The sequence below is a fragment of the Microbacterium sp. HD4P20 genome (assembly GCF_019449275.2).
In the GTDB taxonomy this organism is placed as follows: Bacteria; Actinomycetota; Actinomycetes; order Actinomycetales; family Microbacteriaceae; genus Microbacterium.
The window spans coordinates 40497-57467 of the sequence record NZ_JAHZQZ020000013.1; the positions used below are offsets into that span (position 1 = coordinate 40497).

General features: G+C 69.8%; 15 protein-coding genes. 12 read left to right on the plus strand and 3 right to left on the minus strand.

From position 1 onward, the window contains the following. Positions 1-2: 2 nt before the first annotated feature. From K0817_RS08115 to K0817_RS08125, 3 genes are read left to right on the plus strand one after another with little or no spacing between them, the layout of a single operon-like run. Positions 3-2387 (plus strand): DNA polymerase III subunit gamma and tau, encoded by a 2385-nt coding sequence (locus K0817_RS08115; protein WP_219980847.1) that lies wholly within the window; start codon positions 3-5, stop codon positions 2385-2387. Positions 2388-2389: 2 nt separating this feature from the next. Next, positions 2390-2983, plus strand: coding sequence for a recombination mediator RecR (gene recR / locus K0817_RS08120; protein WP_219980848.1), 594 nt, complete (start codon positions 2390-2392; stop codon positions 2981-2983). A gap of 10 nt (positions 2984-2993) precedes the next feature. Beyond that, positions 2994-3923: a DMT family transporter gene (locus K0817_RS08125; protein ID WP_219980849.1), complete on the plus strand. Its 930-nt coding sequence runs from the start codon at positions 2994-2996 to the stop codon at positions 3921-3923. A 169-nt stretch (positions 3924-4092) separates the two neighbouring features. Here the strand turns inward: K0817_RS08125 and K0817_RS08130 are convergent, their stop codons facing one another. After that, complete coding sequence (locus tag K0817_RS08130; RefSeq protein ID WP_219980850.1) at positions 4093-4581, minus strand: hypothetical protein; 489 nt, start codon at positions 4579-4581, stop codon at positions 4093-4095. A gap of 154 nt (positions 4582-4735) precedes the next feature. Here K0817_RS08130 and K0817_RS08135 point away from each other — a divergent pair, with 154 nt between their 5' ends. Continuing rightward, positions 4736-6022 (plus strand): aspartate kinase, encoded by a 1287-nt coding sequence (locus K0817_RS08135; RefSeq protein ID WP_219980851.1) that lies wholly within the window; start codon positions 4736-4738, stop codon positions 6020-6022. Between the two features lie 358 nt (positions 6023-6380). Then, positions 6381-7451 carry an aspartate-semialdehyde dehydrogenase gene (locus K0817_RS08140; RefSeq protein WP_219980852.1) on the plus strand — a complete coding sequence of 357 codons (1071 nt, stop codon included), beginning with the start codon at positions 6381-6383 and terminating at the stop codon, positions 7449-7451. Positions 7452-7559: 108 nt separating this feature from the next. Here K0817_RS08140 and K0817_RS08145 read toward each other — a convergent pair whose 3' ends face one another. After that, a complete protein-coding gene (locus K0817_RS08145) occupies positions 7560-8462 on the minus strand; it encodes a LysR family transcriptional regulator (protein WP_253735258.1) in 903 nt (300 codons plus the stop codon). Positions 8463-8540: 78 nt separating this feature from the next. On the opposite strand from K0817_RS08145, the gene K0817_RS08150 reads away from it, so the two are divergent. From K0817_RS08150 to galE, 7 genes are read left to right on the plus strand one after another with little or no spacing between them, the layout of a single operon-like run. After that, a complete protein-coding gene (locus tag K0817_RS08150; protein WP_219980854.1) occupies positions 8541-9362 on the plus strand; it encodes an isocitrate lyase/phosphoenolpyruvate mutase family protein in 822 nt (273 codons plus the stop codon). Further along, positions 9359-10285, plus strand: coding sequence for a hypothetical protein (locus tag K0817_RS08155; protein WP_219980855.1), 927 nt, complete (start codon positions 9359-9361; stop codon positions 10283-10285). Before K0817_RS08150 ends, K0817_RS08155 begins: the two co-directional genes overlap by 4 nt. Next, on the plus strand, positions 10266-11789 hold the full coding sequence (locus tag K0817_RS08160; protein ID WP_219980856.1) for a malate:quinone oxidoreductase: 1524 nt from the start codon (positions 10266-10268) through the stop codon (positions 11787-11789). Before K0817_RS08155 ends, K0817_RS08160 begins: the two co-directional genes overlap by 20 nt. Before the next feature lie 20 nt (positions 11790-11809). Next, positions 11810-12247 (plus strand): pyrimidine dimer DNA glycosylase/endonuclease V, encoded by a 438-nt coding sequence (locus K0817_RS08165; protein WP_219980857.1) that lies wholly within the window; start codon positions 11810-11812, stop codon positions 12245-12247. Between the two features lie 9 nt (positions 12248-12256). Further along, positions 12257-14311, plus strand: coding sequence for a DUF2207 domain-containing protein (locus K0817_RS08170; protein ID WP_219980858.1), 2055 nt, complete (start codon positions 12257-12259; stop codon positions 14309-14311). A gap of 54 nt (positions 14312-14365) precedes the next feature. Beyond that, entirely contained in the window at positions 14366-15013 is a 648-nt protein-coding gene (locus K0817_RS08175) for a thymidine kinase (protein WP_219980859.1), read from the plus strand. Positions 15014-15071: 58 nt separating this feature from the next. Beyond that, entirely contained in the window at positions 15072-16091 is a 1020-nt protein-coding gene (gene galE / locus K0817_RS08180) for a UDP-glucose 4-epimerase GalE (protein WP_219980860.1), read from the plus strand. Between the two features lie 12 nt (positions 16092-16103). Here galE and K0817_RS08185 read toward each other — a convergent pair. Beyond that, positions 16104-16971 (minus strand): DUF1295 domain-containing protein (locus tag K0817_RS08185; RefSeq protein WP_308211893.1); only part of this gene is annotated, 868 nt, incomplete at its 5' end.

A 16971-nucleotide genomic window follows, 5' to 3' on the forward strand; every position in this document is an offset into this window, starting at 1 on the left:
GGGTGACCACCGCCCTCTATCGCCGCTATCGGCCCGAGTCGTTCGGCGAGATGATCGGCCAGTCGCAGGTCACCGAGCCGCTCATGACCGCGCTGCGAGGCGACCGGGTGGGGCATGCCTACCTGTTCTCGGGGCCGCGCGGTTGCGGAAAGACCACGTCAGCCCGCATTCTGGCGCGTTGCCTCAATTGCGCCGAGGGGCCGACCGATACCCCCTGCGGGAAGTGCGACAGCTGCATCGAGCTCGGGCGCGGCGGCGGGGGATCCCTCGACGTCGTCGAGATCGACGCCGCCAGCCACAACGGCGTCGACGACGCGCGCGACCTGCGTGAGCGCGCCGTGTTCGCCCCGGCGCGCGACCGCTTCAAGATCTTCATCCTCGACGAAGCGCACATGGTGACGCCGCAGGGCTTCAACGCCCTGCTCAAGCTCGTCGAAGAGCCGCCCGAGCACGTCAAGTTCATCTTCGCCACGACCGAGCCCGAGAAGGTCATCGGCACGATCCGCTCGCGGACCCACCATTATCCGTTCCGGCTGGTGCCGCCTGCCGCCATGCTGGAGTACGTCGAGCAGCTGTGCACGCAGGAGAGCGTCCAGGTCGAGCCCGGTGTGCTTCCGCTGGTCGTCCGTGCCGGCGGCGGTTCCCCCCGAGACACTTTGTCGCTGCTGGACCAGCTTATCGCCGGATCCGACTCGGCCGCCGTGCCCGGCGACGGGTCGACCGGTGGGGTGATTGTGCGGTACGCCCGCGCCGTCGCACTCCTCGGCTATACCCACGCCGAGCTCCTGGACGAGGTGGTCGACGCCTTCGCGGCGAGCGATGCTGCGGCCGCGTTCGCCGCCGTCGACCGGGTGGTGCAGACCGGTCAGGATCCGCGTCGCTTCGTCGATGACCTGCTCGAGCGCCTGCGCGACCTGATCGTCGTGTCGGCGACCGGTCAGGGGGCGGCGGCCGTGCTGCGCGGCGTTTCGGACGAAGACCTCGCGCGCATGAAGGGGCAGGCGGATCTGTTCGGCACGGCATGGCTGTCGCGGATCGCGGATCTCGTGATCGCCACGCTCGACGACATGACCGGGGCGACCTCGCCCCGACTGCAGCTCGAACTCATGGTCGCTCGCGTGCTGGCGCGGGGGACGGCCCCCACGCCCGCTCCCGCCGCCAGCGCGTCGCCTGGAACCTCCGGGCGCGTGGGCCCAGCCCCGACCGCGTCCGTCCCGTCCCCGGCGGCCGCCCAGACCCCGGCAACGCGAAGCGCGGCCGCACCGCCTGCCGAGTCTGCGCCCGGGCGTTCGACACCGGGCGATGCCCCCGATGCGCAGCGGCAGGAGGCCGCACCCGCTGCGACGGCACCCGCTTCCGCCCCAGCTGCGGCTGAGCCGGGACCCGCCGCGGCGCCGGCGCCGGTTTCCTCCGGTCCTGTCACGGTCGAGCGCATGCACGAGGGATGGCCCCAGATCCTGGGGCAGCTCGAGAACATCAGCCGGTCGTCGTGGATGCTCGCCTCGGGCGCACGAATCGTGTCGCTCGAGGGCGACGTCCTCACGCTGGCGTTCGCGAGTCAGAGCGATGTGGCCAAGTTCAAGCACCTCGCGGCGGGCAAGGGGCCGAGCGAGGACCTGCGCCAGGCGATCCTGGCCGTGCTCGGCATCCGCGTGAAGTACATCGCACGGCACGACGCCGGGGGCGGTCACGGCGGGGGTGAGCCCCGTGGCGAGGGACCTGGTTCCGGTGACGGAGCCGCAGCGTCACTGTCGCCGTCGGCTGCGTCCGCCTCGCCGGTGGATGCGCCGGCGGGCTCTGGTGTCGCGCCCGGTGCCACGTCCGCGACGGCAGCCGTTCCGGCCGCCCGGCCCGGCGGCAGCGCCGCGGCAGCGCCGCCCCGTGCGGCGACCTCGGCGCCACGGCCTCCCGCATCGACAGCGCCGGCCTCCGCGGCACCGGTGACCGAGTGGGCGGTCGCGCGCATTCCTACCGACGCCGATGCGCCGCCGCCCGATCCGGGGCCTGCTGCGGTGCCCGCCGATCCGAGTGGTCCCGGGGCCCCGCCCGCCCCCAGCCAGTTCGCTGTCGATGATGAACCGGAGGACGCGGCCTCGTCCGCATCGGTGCGGGTCGCCACGCTCGCGCCGGCCCGCGAGGGCGAAGTGCTGCACGATGCAGAGATCGCTCGCCCGACCGCCGAGGATCGCGACGACGACGATCTCGACGTTGCCGCCGATATCGCGCCCGACGGTCCGGTACCTCCGACCGTCGCCCCTCCACTGACCCCCGCGGCGACGATTCGCACCGGCGGGGTGCAGCGCTACGGCGAGGCCGTGGTGCGTCAGATGCTCGGCGCGACCTTCGTGCGTGAAGAGCCGTACGAGCCTCCGACGAGGTTCAGCTGAGCATGTACGACGGCATCGTCCAAGACCTCATCGACGAGTTCGGCCGCCTCCCCGGCATCGGACCGAAGTCGGCGCAGCGCATCGCGTTCCACATCCTGCAGACCCCCAGCTTCGACGTGTCTCATCTCGCCGAGCTGCTGAGCGTGGTGCGTGAGAGGGTGCGCTTCTGCGAGGTCTGCGGCAACGTCTCGGAGCAGGACCGCTGCTCGATCTGCCGTGACCCCCGGCGCAACCAGACCCTCATCTGTGTCGTCGAAGACGCCAAGGATGTCGCGGCCATCGAACGGACGAGGGAGTTCCGAGGGCTCTACCACGTCCTCGGCGGCGCGATCAGTCCGATCGCCGGCGTCGGGCCCGACGACCTGCGCATCACCCAGCTCATGCAGCGACTTGCCGACGGCACGGTGCAAGAAGTGATCCTCGCCACGAACCCCAACCTCGAAGGGGAGGCCACTGCGACCTACCTCAGCCGACTGATGCAGGTGCTCGAGATCTCGGTCACCCGCCTCGCCTCCGGTCTGCCGGTCGGCGGCGACCTCGAGTACGCCGATGAGGTGACCCTCGGCCGCGCCTTCGAGGGCCGGCGGTCGGTGTGAGTTCCCGAGCATGAAGCCCGTGCAGCGTTTCGATGCTCGCGCCTGGCTGCTCTTCGCGGCGATGGCGTTGCTGTGGGGCATCCCGTACCTGTTCATCAAGCAGGCCGTCGACTCGTACTCGCCCGCCGCCGTCGTGGCAGGACGCACGCTGCTCGGCGCCGTGATCCTGCTGCCGTTCGCTTTGCGCAGCAATGCCCTGCGGCCGGCGCTCGGCAAGATCGGCTGGGTTCTCGCGTTCGGTGCGATCGAGATGGCCGGCCCGTTCCTTCTGCTCAGCCACGCGGAGCAGACCCTGACGTCCGGCCTGACCGGTCTGCTGGTGGCAACCGTGCCGTTGTTCGCCGCGCTGATCGCGTTCGGCGGCGGTGATCGTTCCGTCCTCAAACCCGCTCGGGCGATCGGCCTGTTCGTCGGGTTCGCCGGCGTCGCCATCATCGTCGCCGGTCCTGGTCTGGCCATCGGGGGCGGCGCGGGGCTCATCGCCGCCGCGGAGGTTCTCCTCGTCGCGCTCCTCTACGCGATCGCGCCGTTCGTCATCGCGACCAAGCTGCGCGACGTGCCGGCGCTGGGCACGATCACGCTCGCGCTGTTCGCCGTCGGCATCTTCTACACCCCCATCGCCTTCTTGACGCAGCACGAGATCCCGACGGTGTCGAGCACGGTCGCACTGGTCGCCCTCGCCGTGCTGTGCACCGCGCTGGCCTTCATCGTGTTCTTCGCCCTCATCGCGCGCGTCGGGCCGGTGCGGGCGCCGCTGTTCACCTACGTCAATCCGGTCGTTGCGATCGTGCTGGGCCTGATCGTGCTGGGCGAGCCGCTCACCCCGGGTCTGCTGCTCGGCTTCCCGCTCGTGATCGCCGGGTGCTGGCTCGCCGCGACGGGCGGCACCCTGCGCGTGCGCAAGCCGACCGGCGAGCTGCCCCCGGTCGCTCCCGGCTGAATCTCGCCACCCGCCAGCCGCTACCCGGTCTCCAGCCTCCCCGACACAGAATCGGATCCGCAGGTGCGGAGCCGCCAGGCAACACGCCGTCGGCGGCGTCGCGGCGGCGGCGTGTCGGGCTCCACGTCCGCGGCTGCGGATCCGAGGTTGTGTACGGGGGTAGCGCGACTCAGCGAAGAACCTCGACCAGCACGATCCACGACACCAGCAGTGCCGCGACGATCGCGATGACGCAGCCGGCCGCGAACCACATCAACCCTGCGGTGCTGCCGGCCGTGAGCAACGCGCCTCCGATGACGTAGGCGAGTGGCGCGATGAACCCGACGGCCGACTTGCCGAGCCGGGACCCGTGGGCGGTGTCGGCGTGCTGAAAGATCCGCCGCGTCGCCTGCACCTGGAACGCCGCCGCGCACAGCGCGAGCACGATGAGAATGGCCCCATACGGCACCGGCGCGATGCCGGGCACAAGGCCGATCGCCGAGCCCGCCAGGGCGAGCACGAGGCTTGCGATACCGGCGGCGAGCCGGGCTGTGAGCGACTCGGCCTTGATGATGTCGCCGATGTTCACGCTCGCCGCGACGATCACGAGTCCCGCGAGCGCCGCGGTGGCGCCGACCATTGCGACATTGAACTCCGACCACGCCGCGATCTGCTCCACCCTCGGATGTTAGCGGTGCGCGCGGCGGCGCACACGTCACATGGCCAGGGCCGCATGGGGGCATCCGTAAGATGGAGCGTCGGGCGCGGCATCCGTCCTCGCCCGCCCTCACAGACACGTGTGCCGCAAGCGCGGCATCTCCGGGAGTTTGATCGTGGCGCTGATCGTGCAGAAATACGGCGGGTCGTCGGTCGCGGATGCCGAGAGCATCAAGCGGGTCGCCAAGCGCATCGTCGACACGCGCCGGGCCGGCCACGACGTCGTCGTCGCCGTGAGCGCGATGGGCGACACGACCGATGAGCTGCTCGACCTTGCCGGGCAGGTCGCGCCGATCCCCGCCCCGCGCGAGCTCGACATGCTGCTCTCGAGCGGCGAGCGCATCTCGATGGCGCTCCTCGCGATGGCGATCCACTCGATGGGCTTCGAGGCGCGGTCGTTCACCGGCAGCCAAGCAGGCATGATCACCACCGCCGACCACGGCTCCGCGCGCATCGTCGATGTCACCCCGGTGCGCTTGCGTGAGGCGCTCGACGAGGGCGCCATCGTGATCGTCGCCGGGTTCCAGGGCTTCAACCGCGACACCCGTGACATCACGACTCTCGGACGCGGCGGCACAGACACCACGGCGGTCGCGCTCGCTGCGGCGCTCCGGGCGGATGCGTGCGAGATCTACAGCGACGTCGACGGCGTCTTCACCGCCGACCCGCGAGTGGTGCCGAAGGCCCGCAAGCTGAAGGTCGTCACCAGCGAGGAGATGCTGGAGCTCTCGGCGAACGGCGCCAAGGTGCTGTACATCCGTGCCGTCGAGTACGCCCGGCGTCACGGCGTGCTGATCCACGCGCGCTCCACGTTCAGCTCGAGCGTGGGGACCTATGTGCTCGGCCCCGGGATGAGCATTCCCGACGGCCAAGAGGGAGAAGAGATGGAAGAGCCGATCGTCGCCGGGGTCGCCACAGACCTCGGCCAGGCCAAGATCACCGTCACCGGCGTGCCGGACGTGCCGGGCAAGGCGGCTGAGATCTTCAAGGTCGTCGCCAAGTCCGGCGCGAATGTCGACATGATCGTGCAGAACGTCTCTGCCGCGACCACCGGTCGCACCGACATCTCGTTCACGCTCCCCAAGACCGACGCGGCGATCGCCCTCAAGGCGCTGGCCGGCGACCAGTCCGAGATCGGCTTCGAGAATCTGGTCCACGACGACCAGATCGGCAAACTGTCGGTGGTCGGCGCCGGAATGCGCACCCACTCAGGCGTCTCAGCGACCTTGTTCGAGGCGCTCAGCGTCGCCGGCATCAACATCGAGATGATCTCGACGTCCGAGATCCGCATCTCGGTCGTCTTGCGGGGCGACGACCTCGCGGACGCCGCGCGGGTTGTCCACCGCGCCTACGGCCTGGACGGCGACGGCGACGCCACGGTCTACGCCGGCACCGGCCGCTGACTGCCGCACCGGTGCGGCGCCGCATGCCGTGGCCGCCGGCATCCCGTCACGGGATCGCGTAATGCGTGACGGATGCCGCGGCCCGCGCCGGCATCCCGTCACGAGATCAGGTGATGTCACCGGGGTAGGCCGATTGCGGCGGAATCGTCCTGTGTTCGTGAGATCACCTGATGCGGTGACGGATGCCGCGACCGCAGCATCCGTCATCGTCCGTCAGGCACCAGATCAGGGTGTGGCAGAAAGCGCAGCATGGCTGGCACTGTAACGCGAGCCGGACCCCGATGGCGCAGCGGTAGAATCGGGCAATCCCGCGCGTCCGACGGCGCCCGCGCGACCGCTTCACGCTGAGGACTCACCCATGACCCGCATCTCCGATTCAGGACTCTCCGTCGCCGTTGTCGGCGCCACCGGCCAGGTCGGCACGGTCATGCGCGAGATTCTCGCCGAGCGCAACTTCCCGATCCGCGAGCTGCGGCTCTTCGCGACCGCCCGCTCGGCGGGCACCTCAGTGGAGTTCGCTGGCGAGACGGTGATCATCGAGGATGTCGCGACCGCCGACCCCGCCGGCATCGACGTCGCCCTGTTCTCGGCCGGCGCGACCGCAAGCCGCGCGCAGGCGCCGCGTTTCGCCGAGGCGGGCGTCGTCGTCATCGACAATTCGAGCGCGTGGCGCATGGACCCCGAGGTGCCGCTCGTGGTGAGCGAGGTCAACCCCCACGCCATCGCCGAGGCGAAGAAGGGCATCATCGCCAACCCGAACTGCACCACGATGGCCGCGATGCCCGTGCTGAAGGTGCTGGATGCCGAAGCCGGCCTTGAACGACTGATCGTCTCGACCTACCAGGCCGTGTCGGGGTCGGGGATCGCCGGCGCCCAGGAGCTCCTCGGCCAGGTCGAGGGAGTACTCGCCCAGGGCCGCACGCTGGATCTCGTCCGCGACGGCGCCGCGGTGGACTTCCCGCAGCCCGAGAAGTACATCGCCCCGATCGCGTTCGACGTGATCCCCTTCGCGGGCAACCTCGTCGACGACGGCTGGAACGAGACCGACGAAGAGAAGAAGCTCCGCAACGAGAGCCGCAAGATCCTCGAGCTGCCCGACCTGCGCGTCGCCGGCACGTGCGTGCGCGTACCCGTCTTCACAGGGCACTCCCTGTCGATCAACGCCGAGTTCGCGCGCGACATCACTCCCGAGCGCGCCCGCGACCTTCTCGCGTCGGCGCCCGGCGTCTCGCTCGAAGAGGTCCCCACCCCTCTGCAGGCAGCCGGCAACGACCCGAGCTACGTCGGCCGCATCCGCGCTGACCAGTCCGCCGCCGAAGGCAAGGGCCTGGTGCTGTTCGTCTCGAACGACAACCTCCGCAAGGGTGCCGCTCTCAACGCCGTGCAGATCGCGGAGGTCGTCGCGGCGAACCTCGGCGTCAGCGCCTGACAGACCAGTGGCTGACACGGACGAGCGTCTGACGCAGACCCACGCCTGACGCAGCCCGCACGAGCACAGAATCGAGCGGATGCCCCGGCCCGGGGTATCCGCCTCGATTCATTCCGCAGGGGGAGTCCGGGTGAGGCTCTCGATCGCGGCCTGAGCGGCCGGCCCGAGGTATCCCGACCGGCGGGTCACGAGATGCACCGCTGTGCCGACCGGCTCGCCGACCCACGCGATGGTGCGCAGGTGCCCGGCCTCGACGGCGTCGGCAGCGGCCTCGGGCGGGAGGAACGCGAGGCCGTACCCGGCTGCCGCGAGCGCCCGTTGCGCGCTGAGGCTGTCGATCGGCCGGATGCGGTCCTCCGGCACCGCATGCCTCCGCAGTAAGCGGCGGGCCGCCGCGTCCGAGCTCTCCGACTGGTCGGCGCGCTCGGGGAACAGCAGCCACAGTTCGCCGCCGAGCTGCTCGAGTCCGGTCACCCGCTCTCCCGCCAGCCGATGCGACGGGTGGCACACCAGAACGAGGCGCTCGTCGAAGAGAGGGCGACTGCGAAGGTCGTCGTCGACGGGCCGCGCGTACGAGACTCCCGCCACGGCATCGCCGCGGGCGACCTGGGCGTTCACCTGACGAGAAGTCCCCGTCGAGACGATGAGCTCGACGGCCGGATGCGCCGTCCGTACGTTCGCGAGCGCCGCGCTGAACCATCTTCCGGCCAGCGATCCCACGATGCTGAGGCGGACCGCTCCCCCCGGTTCGCCGAGGTGGTCGGCGAGCGCCCGCGCTGCGTCGCGGTGTGCGGCGCGGATGCGCTCGGCGTGCGGCAGCAGCACCTCGCCCGCCGAGGTGAGGCGCAGGCCGTGCCGCGTGCGTTCGAAGAGCGGAGCGCCTACCTCTGCCTCGAGGGTCTGCAGGCGCCGCGAGACAGCCGGCTGTGACACATGGAGCGCAGCCGCGGCCCCGCCGATCGTGCCCGCCTCGTGGATGCTGAGGAACGTCGAGAATGCGTCGCTGATCATAGGCATGCGTCCCATGCATGGGAGGGGTCAGGAACTTGCGCTTTTCATTATGCGACCGAGTCGCGTTGGCTGGTAGCCATGACAGGTTCTGACATAGCCCGCCGCGCGCGGACATTCCGGCTGCTGCATGACGGCCCGCGCGCGTTCGTCATGCCCAACCCGTGGGATGCGGGCACCGCACGGCTCGTCGAGCGCGCCGGCTTCGCCGCCATCGCCACGACCTCCGCGGGCCACGCGTTCTCGCACGGCATTCCCGACGGCCGCGCGTCGCTGGATGCCCTGCTCGTACACGTCGCCGAGTTGGCAGCGGCCACCTCTCTGCCGCTCAGCGTCGATCTCGAGGACGGCTTCGCCGCGACCGTCGACACGCTCGGCTCGGTCGTGGAGGCGGTCGCCGGAGCGGGCGCGGTCGGTGCATCGATCGAAGACAGGGATCGATCCGGCGAGCTGTACCCGATCGGCGTGGCCGTCGAGCGGGTCGAGGCCTTCGTCGCTGCGGCGCGGGCACTCTCGTTCCCGTTCACGGTGACCGCGCGTTGCGAGTGCTTCCTCGCCGGTCAGCCCGATCTCGACGAGACGATCCGACGGCTCCGGGCGTACGAGTCGGCGGGAGCCGACGTCGTCTACGCGCCCGGGCTTGCGAGCCGCGACCAGATCCGTGCCGTGGTCGATGCGGTCGAGAGCCCGGTCAACGTGGTCGCTGGCCTCGGCGGCGCAACTCCTTCGGTCTCCGAGCTGGAGCGTCTGGGCGTGCGGCGCATCTCGCTCGGCAGCGCCCTCGCCCGGGCTGGGTTCGGCGCGGTGCAGCGGGCTCTCGATGAAGTTCAGACGCACGGCACCTTCGGGTTCGGGGCCGACGCGACACCGTACGCCGCGCTCAACGCGGCGATGGCGCGATGAGCGTCGTGATCCGGGATGCCGCGGCGATCGTCGCCGCGCTCGAAGACCCCGCGCTCGTCCCGCCGCCGCGGTCGGGTGGCGGGGCCGCGTTGCAGTTGCGCGCGTCGATGGCGCGATTCAGTCCTCCGGCGGAGCACCCCGCGCGTCGGGCTGCGGTGGTCGCCGCCATCGGAAGGATCGAACCGGATGCCGTCGCTCACGCTGCGACGGTGTTCACGCTCGCGCGGCTCGACCCCGGCGGGGTCGATGCCGTCTCCGACATCGCCGCGGTCGTCCCGACCACGGCGCTGTCGTCGTTCCTCCCGGTCCTGGACGGCCAGCCGCCGGCCAGTGAGTTCGACATCGTGGCGGCCGTCGCGGCGATGGTCGGGGTCATCGGCCATGGCGCACCCGTGACGGCACGCGCCGACGCAGCTGTGTCCGCACTCGTCGCGCGCTTCGGGGTCGAGGGCGCGTCCCTGCTGTACCAGAACTACGACGCGACCGCGGCACTCATCACGACGCGGCTCGTGGCTCGTGCGAGCGGCCGGGCCGCAGTACCCGCCGTTCCCCGCACGAAGCGGGTCGCGGCGCACCCGCACGGCGCGACAGGGAGCGGCGAGGTCACCCTCGAGATCGGGGCGGCGGGCCTGCCCTTCGGAGCGGGCTCGCACCGCTGCCCGGGGGAGCAACTGGCGCAAGCTCTAGCGAAATCAGTTGTCGAGACGATCTCGTCGGCGGGGTATGCCCCTCACCTCGCCCGCACCGAGTACGACTCCGACGGACGGCCGACCCGGCTGCCGCTGCACCGCATCGCCGATGGGAGGGATGACTCACTTGCGTCAGACGCAAGAACTCCGGGTCTTTCCGCCGGGGGTCTCGCTCCCGGTCAGGGGCCGTTTCGGCCGCGAATAGAATCGACGGGTGACCGACACGCCCTCTGACTCCCTGCCCCACCCCGACGACAGCGATCTTCCGACCGGCACGGTCGACGTGCTGCTGATCGGCGGCGGCATCATGAGCGCCACCCTCGGAACCCTGCTGCAGCAGCTGCAGCCCGACCTCAAGATCGCGGTCTTCGAGCGGCTGAGCGACGTCGCACTGGAGAGCTCCAACGCGTGGAACAACGCCGGCACCGGCCACGCGGCACTGTGCGAGCTGAACTACACGCCCGAGAGCAAGGACGGCACGATCGACCCGGCGAAGGCCATCTCGATCAACGAGCAGTTCCAGCAGAGCCGCCAGCTGTGGTCGTCGCTCGTGGAGGAGGGCGTCCTGGACGCCCCGTCCACGTTCATCAACTCCACGCCGCACATGACGTTCGTGCGGGGCGAGAAGGATGTCGCGTTCCTCAAGAAGCGCTACGAGGCCCTGAAGGAGCAGCCGCTGTTCGCCGGCATGGAGTACAGCGAGGACTCGCGGGTCATCAACCAGTGGGCGCCGCTGCTGATGCGGAAGCGCCGCAAAGGCGAGCCGTTCGCGGCGACCCGCATGCCGGCCGGCACCGACGTCGACTTCGGCGCCCTGACGCGTCAGCTCTTCGCCCACCTCGCCGACAACGGTGCGGACGTCCGCACGAACACGGAGGTGCGGCGTCTGAAGCGTCTGCCCGACGGCACATGGCGAGTGAAGTACCGCCGGACGGTCGGTCGCACGCCGGGCGAGATCCGCGCGAAGTTCGTGTTCGTGGGCGCCGGTGGCTGGGCTCTCAAGCTCCTGCAGCGCTCGGGCATCCCCGAGATCTCGGGTTACGGCGTGTTCCCGATCGGCGGGCAGTTCCTCAAGACCACCAACCCCGCGCTCGTCGCGCAGCACAAGGCGAAGGTGTACTCGCAGGCCTCGGTCGGCGCGCCGCCGATGTCGGTGCCGCACCTCGACACCCGCGTCGTGGATGGCGAGGCTTCGCTGCTGTTCGGCCCGTTCGCGACGTTCAGCCCCAAATTCCTCAAGACCGGCTCGATGCTCGACATCGTGACGCAGGTGCGGGCACACAACATCGGCCCCATGCTCAAGGTCGCCGTCGACAACCCGAGCCTCATCACCTACCTCGTCGGCGAGCTGCTCAAGAACCACAAGAAGAAGGTCGACAGCCTGCGCACCTTCGTGCCGACCGCGAAGGATGAGGACTGGGAGCTGATCCAGGCCGGCCAGCGGGCGCAGGTGATGAAGAAGGATCCCGAGAAGGGCGGCATCCTGCAGTTCGGCACCGAAGTGGTCACGGGTGCCGACGGCACGATCGCGGGCCTGCTCGGCGCATCGCCCGGCGCCTCGACTGCCGCGTCGATCATGCTGGGCCTGTTGAAGACGTGCTATCCCGACCGCATCAGCGCATGGGAGCCGCGTCTGCGCGAGCTGATCCCGAGCTACGGTGAGACCCTCAACCCACGCCCGGAGGCAGCGCAGGACGTTCTGACCGAGACGGCAGAGGCACTCGCCCTCACGGCGTAGGGCGAGCGAGGCTCCCGTTCGTGAGGCTGTGGTCGCTGCATCCGTCGATCCTCGATCGCATGGCTCTGGTCGCATGCTGGCGCGAGGGTCTGCTCGCGCAGCGGGTGCTCACCGGCAACACCCGCGGCTACACACGCCACCCGCAGCTCGAGCGTTTCCGCGCCGTCGATGCGCCGCTCGATGCGATCGGGCACTTCCTCATGAGCATGCGCGCCGAGGCGACCGCACGCGGGTACCGGTTCGACGGCTCGCGCGTGCTGAGACCGGATGCCGCGGCCCCCGGCATCCCGGTCACCACCGGTCAGCTCGCCTTCGAGCTGGAGCACCTGCGCGTCAAGGTCGGGGCGCGTGATCCCGGCTGGCTGCCGCGCTTGCCAGCCCGTGCGGCGGCCTCACCGAGCCTGGTCGAGGTGCCCGGCGGTGTCGAGTCATGGGAGCGCGCTGCCCCGGCCCCCTAGGGTGGGGGCATGCGGGCACGACTCTCCTGGCGCACGTGGGCGGTCGTGGTCGCCCTGATCGTCACCGTCGTGGCGGGCGGCGCCGTGGCCCTGTCGCGCGGCGGCGGTCCGGCGGGCGGCTCCGCATCACCCGGGATCGCGGTACGCGACGACGAATCGGGTGCGGCGGCGGCCCTGCGCGCGGCGGGCTCGGTCGACGACTTCTCGTACGACTCCTTCGAGGCCGAGTATTGGCTCGGCCGCGGAGCAGGAGGTCGGAGCGAGCTCTTCACGACCGAGACGCTCGTCGCCCGATTTCCCGAGTTCGATCAGAACAAGGGAATCGTGCGGTGGCTGCCGAAGGCGGACTCGGGCATCGCGCACGACACGCGCGTCGTCAGCGTCACTGGGGCCGGGGGCGATGCCATCCCGTGGTGGACGGAGGAGGACGACGAGTTCGTCTACGTGCTGACCGGAGATGACAGCTACGTTCGCGGCCCTCAGACGTATGTCATCTCTTACACGATGAGCGACGTCGTGCTGCGCTACGACGACACCGCCGCCGACGAGTTCTACTGGGACACCGTCGGCACCGACCACGCGCAGCCGTTCGGCGAGGTGCGGGCGAACGTCCGAGTGCTCGGGAACGCCGCAGACGGCATCCTCGCCGATCAGGTCTTCTGCTACACCGGCCCCGCGGGATCGACCGACCGCTGCGACATCCAGGAGACCGCCGGGGAACCCCCACCCGACGACGTCGAGGCGTGGGCGCTCAGTCGTGGCATCACCGGGGCCACGGAGGCCCAACTCGCCTACGCGGCCACCGACTCCGACGTCGGTGCCGACGAGAACGTCACGGTCGCGGTCGGCTTCGTCCAGGGCACCTTCGCCGCGCTGACGCCTCCGCCACCTCCGCCGTACCCGTGGTGGGAGTGGATTCTGCCGGTGCTCGGGCTCCTGGCCGGTATCGGCGGATTCGTGTTCCTGCTGGTCGTGAGGATGCTGCTGCGCCGCAATCCCGACCGCTCGCCAGTCATCGTGCAGTACACACCGGCCGTGGACGAATCGCCGACGCTGTCTGCCGGTGTCTTGGGCGTGCCGGCCAAGGCACTCGCCGCGCATGTCGTCGACCTGGCGGTGAGAGACAAGGTCGAGATCACGGCGACGGGGGACCGCGCCGACACCGACGACTTCGCCGTCGTGCTTCGTGACGAGTCCGGGCTCGAGCACGACGACCGGCGGATCGTCACGACGCTGTTCGGGAAGGACGCCGCACCCGGTGACCGCGTGGACCTCGGGGTGTTCGCGAAGAAGCCGCCGGTCCGTGCCGTCACGTATGTGCGCCGCATCGAGGACTCCGCGGTGGACCGGGGGTACCGGAGCAAGACACCGAGCTGGGTGGCGAGCATCCGCGGCCTGCTGCAGTTCGGGGGTTTCGTCGTCGCGATGCTGCTGATCTTCTTCGTCGACGCGATGCCTTCCGTCTTGGCCGACCTGGGAGAACTCGGCGGGTGGATCAACGCCCTCGCGATCGTGAGCGCCTTCGGGGCCTTCATCGTGCTGCCGTTCTTGGGAATGCCACGCACGACGCTGACGCTCGCCGGCGGGAAGCACCTCACGTACCTCCACGGCATCCGGGAGTATCTGTCACTCGCCGAGGAGGATCGTCTGCGCGCCGCGCAGGGGCCGCGCACCGCCGACCTCGTCTCGGCCGGGCGGCGGCCCTTCGGCGATCAGCCGAACAGCCCGGGAGCCGAGGTCGTCAATCTGTACGAAAGGCTCCTGCCCTACGCCGTGCTGTTCGGCATGCAGCGGACGTGGGTCGAGGTCATCCGCGCCGTGCAGCCGGCGGTCGAGACGGGGGTGCCGGCCGCGAGGCTCGCATTGTTCGACTCGGTGACGTCGAATTCGCTGTCCGACGCGTCGTCGTCGATCGGTCGGCTGGCGGTGACACCGGTGTCGCGCGGAAGCTCCTCGAGCTCGTCCGGCTCGTCGTTCTCGAGCAGCTGGTCGTCGTCGGGTGGCTCGTCCGGCGGCGGGTTCTCCGGCGGCGGGGGCGGTGGGGGCGGATTCGGAGGGCGCTGATGGAGCGGAGCCCGCCAGCGCAGGCGGATGACCGCCACCCACTACGCTCGATCCGTGGCCAAGCTCTACTTCCGCTACGGGGCGATGAACTCCGGAAAGTCGACATCGCTCCTGCAGGCCGCCTACAACTATGAGGAGCGTGGCCAGCACGTGCTGCTGGCCAAGCCCGCGATCGACACCAAGGGCGCCGAGCAGATCGACAGCCGGCTCGGCATGAAGCGCTCCGTCGACTTCCTCGTCGGCCCGGAGGATGATCTCCGCATTCTGTTCGCGGAGCATCGCGCGCGCGTGAAGCGGGATGCCGCGGCCGCGCTCGTGCCCGAGTCCGACGAGCACGAGGTCGATGTGGCGTGCCTCCTCATCGATGAGGCGCAGTTCCTCACGCCCGAGCAGGTGGACGACCTCCTGCGGATCGTCGTGCTCGATGGCGTGCCGGTTCTGGCCTACGGCATCCGCACCGATTTCCAGACGCAGGCGTTCCCGGGGTCTGCCCGCCTCATGGAGCTCGCGCACAGTCTTGAGGAGCTCAAGACGATCTGCCGGTGCGGGCGCAAGGCGCTCTTCAACGCCCGGCTGGTCGGCGGACGCTTCGTGTTCGAAGGCGACCAGGTCGCGATCGACGAACTGAGCACCGAGCGGGTCACCTACGAGGCGTTGTGCGCCGAGGACTATCTGCGCGAGTCGGGCGGCCGTCTGCGGTGACACCGCGCGGGAGTGCGGCGCGCTCGGTTCGATCGGAGCCGCGCTCTAGGCTAGAGGCATGCGTGTTCTCCTCGCCGGCGGCGCCGGCTACATCGGTGCTCACACGGCCGTCGCCCTGGTCGAAGCCGGTCATGACGTCCTGGTCGTCGACGACCTGTCCAACTCGTCCGCCCAGGCCGTCGCGCGCGTCGAGCAGATCACCGGTGCCACCATTCCCCTGCTGAATGCCGACGCGCGCGACACCGATGCGCTCACCGCCTTCGTGCGCGAACACGCGCCGGTCGATGCGGTGATCCACCTTGCCGGGCTCAAGGCAGTGGGCGAATCGGTGGCCGAGCCGGTGCGCTACTACGACGTGAATCTCGGTTCGTCCCTCGCGATCCTCAAGATGATGGCGGCCGAGGGGATTCCGACGATCGTCTTCTCCAGCTCGGCCACCGTCTACGGCGAGCCGGAGTCGCTGCCGCTCTCGGAGGAATCGCCCACCGGTATCGACCTGGCCAATCCCTACGGCAAGACCAAGCGCATCATCGAGGAGATCCTCACCGACGCCGCTGCCGCCGACCCCGGGCTGCGCGCGGTGAGCTTGCGGTACTTCAACCCGGTGGGTGCGCACGCCAGCGGGCTGATCGGCGAGGACCCCACCGGCATCCCGAACAACCTGATGCCGTACGTCGCACGCGTGGCGGTCGGCGCACTCGATCGGGTGGGCGTGTTCGGCGACGACTACGACACGCCCGACGGCACCGGACAGCGCGACTACATCCACGTCGTCGACCTCGCCGCCGGCCACGTCGCCGCGCTCGAGAACGCGCACGAGGGCTATCAGGTCTACAACCTCGGCACCGGCACTCCGGTGAGCGTGCTCGAGCTCATCGCGGCGTTCGAGCGGGCGGCGGGCAAAGAGATCCCGCGCGAGATCCTGCCACGGCGGGCCGGTGACGTCGCGTCGTCGTACTGCGACCCGTCCAAGGCGCAGCGCGAACTCGGCTGGACGGCGACTCGCAGCATCGACGACGCGTGCCGTGACTCGTGGAACTGGCAGTCGAAGAACCCGAACGGCTACGCGACCGCCTGACCCGGCGCGGGCTCAGACCGTTTCGCGCGTCTTCGTGCGTCTGCGGGGGAGTGGCAGCAGCATCGAGGTGGTGCGCTGGTACTCGGCGTACGCGGGGTACTTGGACGCCGTGATCGACTCGGTGAAGATCGTCGAGCCGATGAAGAGGACCGTCAGCAGTGCTGCCCCGACGATCGTCCAGTTGAGCCAGCTGCCTCCGTCGGCGACCAGGGCGACCGCGCCGATCGCGTAGAAGACCCACCACTGCGCCTGCTCGAAGAAGAAGTTGGGGTGCCGGCTGTATGCGAACAGCCCTGACGTGAGGAACCCGGGTTCGAGCGTGCCGCCGGCGGCCGACTTCTCCTTGTGGAATCTCCACTGCTGCTGGTCAGCCACCGTCTCGCCGACCAGCAACGCGGCGAACAGGGTTGCGAACGCGGCATCCCAACCGGTGAAGGCAGTGGGATGCTGCCACGCGATGTACGCGGGCAGGCTGATGAGCACGAGAAGGGCGTTCTGGTAGAGCACGATGAACAGCAGGTTGAAGATCTGGAACTGCCACTTCGTCATGCGTCCACGCAGGATGGCCCAGCGGTAGTCCTCCATGCCCGTGTAGCCGCCCTTGCGAGCGAAGTTGTAAGTGAGCCGAGCGCCCCACGCGGTCACCAGCACCGCCATGACGATCAGGCGGGTCGCGTCCTCGCCGGCGCTGATGGCCGCGATCGCGAAGATCCAGACGTACACGACCGGCACGATCGACCAGAGTCGATCGACCCAGGACGTCTCTTTCGTGAGGAGTGAGGTGATCCAGCAGAAGGCGCTCGCAGCGCCCGCCACGATGAGGACGAGAACGAGGGGATCCATGTCGCCAGAGTAGCGTTTGATTGTGGTCAGACCACAC

What these genes read in the sequence shown, in the direction of transcription:
- recR (WP_219980848.1), top strand. Translation starts at nt 2,390, where the DNA reads ATGTACGACGGCATCGTCCAAGACCTCATCGACGAGTTCGGCCGCCTC.
- K0817_RS08125 (WP_219980849.1), top strand. Translation starts at nt 2,994, where the DNA reads ATGAAGCCCGTGCAGCGTTTCGATGCTCGCGCCTGGCTGCTCTTCGCG.
- K0817_RS08140 (WP_219980852.1), top strand. Translation starts at nt 6,381, where the DNA reads ATGACCCGCATCTCCGATTCAGGACTCTCCGTCGCCGTTGTCGGCGCC.
- K0817_RS08145 (WP_253735258.1), bottom strand. Translation starts at nt 8,462, where the DNA reads ATGATCAGCGACGCATTCTCGACGTTCCTCAGCATCCACGAGGCGGGC.
- K0817_RS08150 (WP_219980854.1), top strand. Translation starts at nt 8,541, where the DNA reads ATGACAGGTTCTGACATAGCCCGCCGCGCGCGGACATTCCGGCTGCTG.
- K0817_RS08155 (WP_219980855.1), top strand. Translation starts at nt 9,359, where the DNA reads ATGAGCGTCGTGATCCGGGATGCCGCGGCGATCGTCGCCGCGCTCGAA.
- K0817_RS08170 (WP_219980858.1), top strand. Translation starts at nt 12,257, where the DNA reads ATGCGGGCACGACTCTCCTGGCGCACGTGGGCGGTCGTGGTCGCCCTG.
- galE (WP_219980860.1), top strand. Translation starts at nt 15,072, where the DNA reads ATGCGTGTTCTCCTCGCCGGCGGCGCCGGCTACATCGGTGCTCACACG.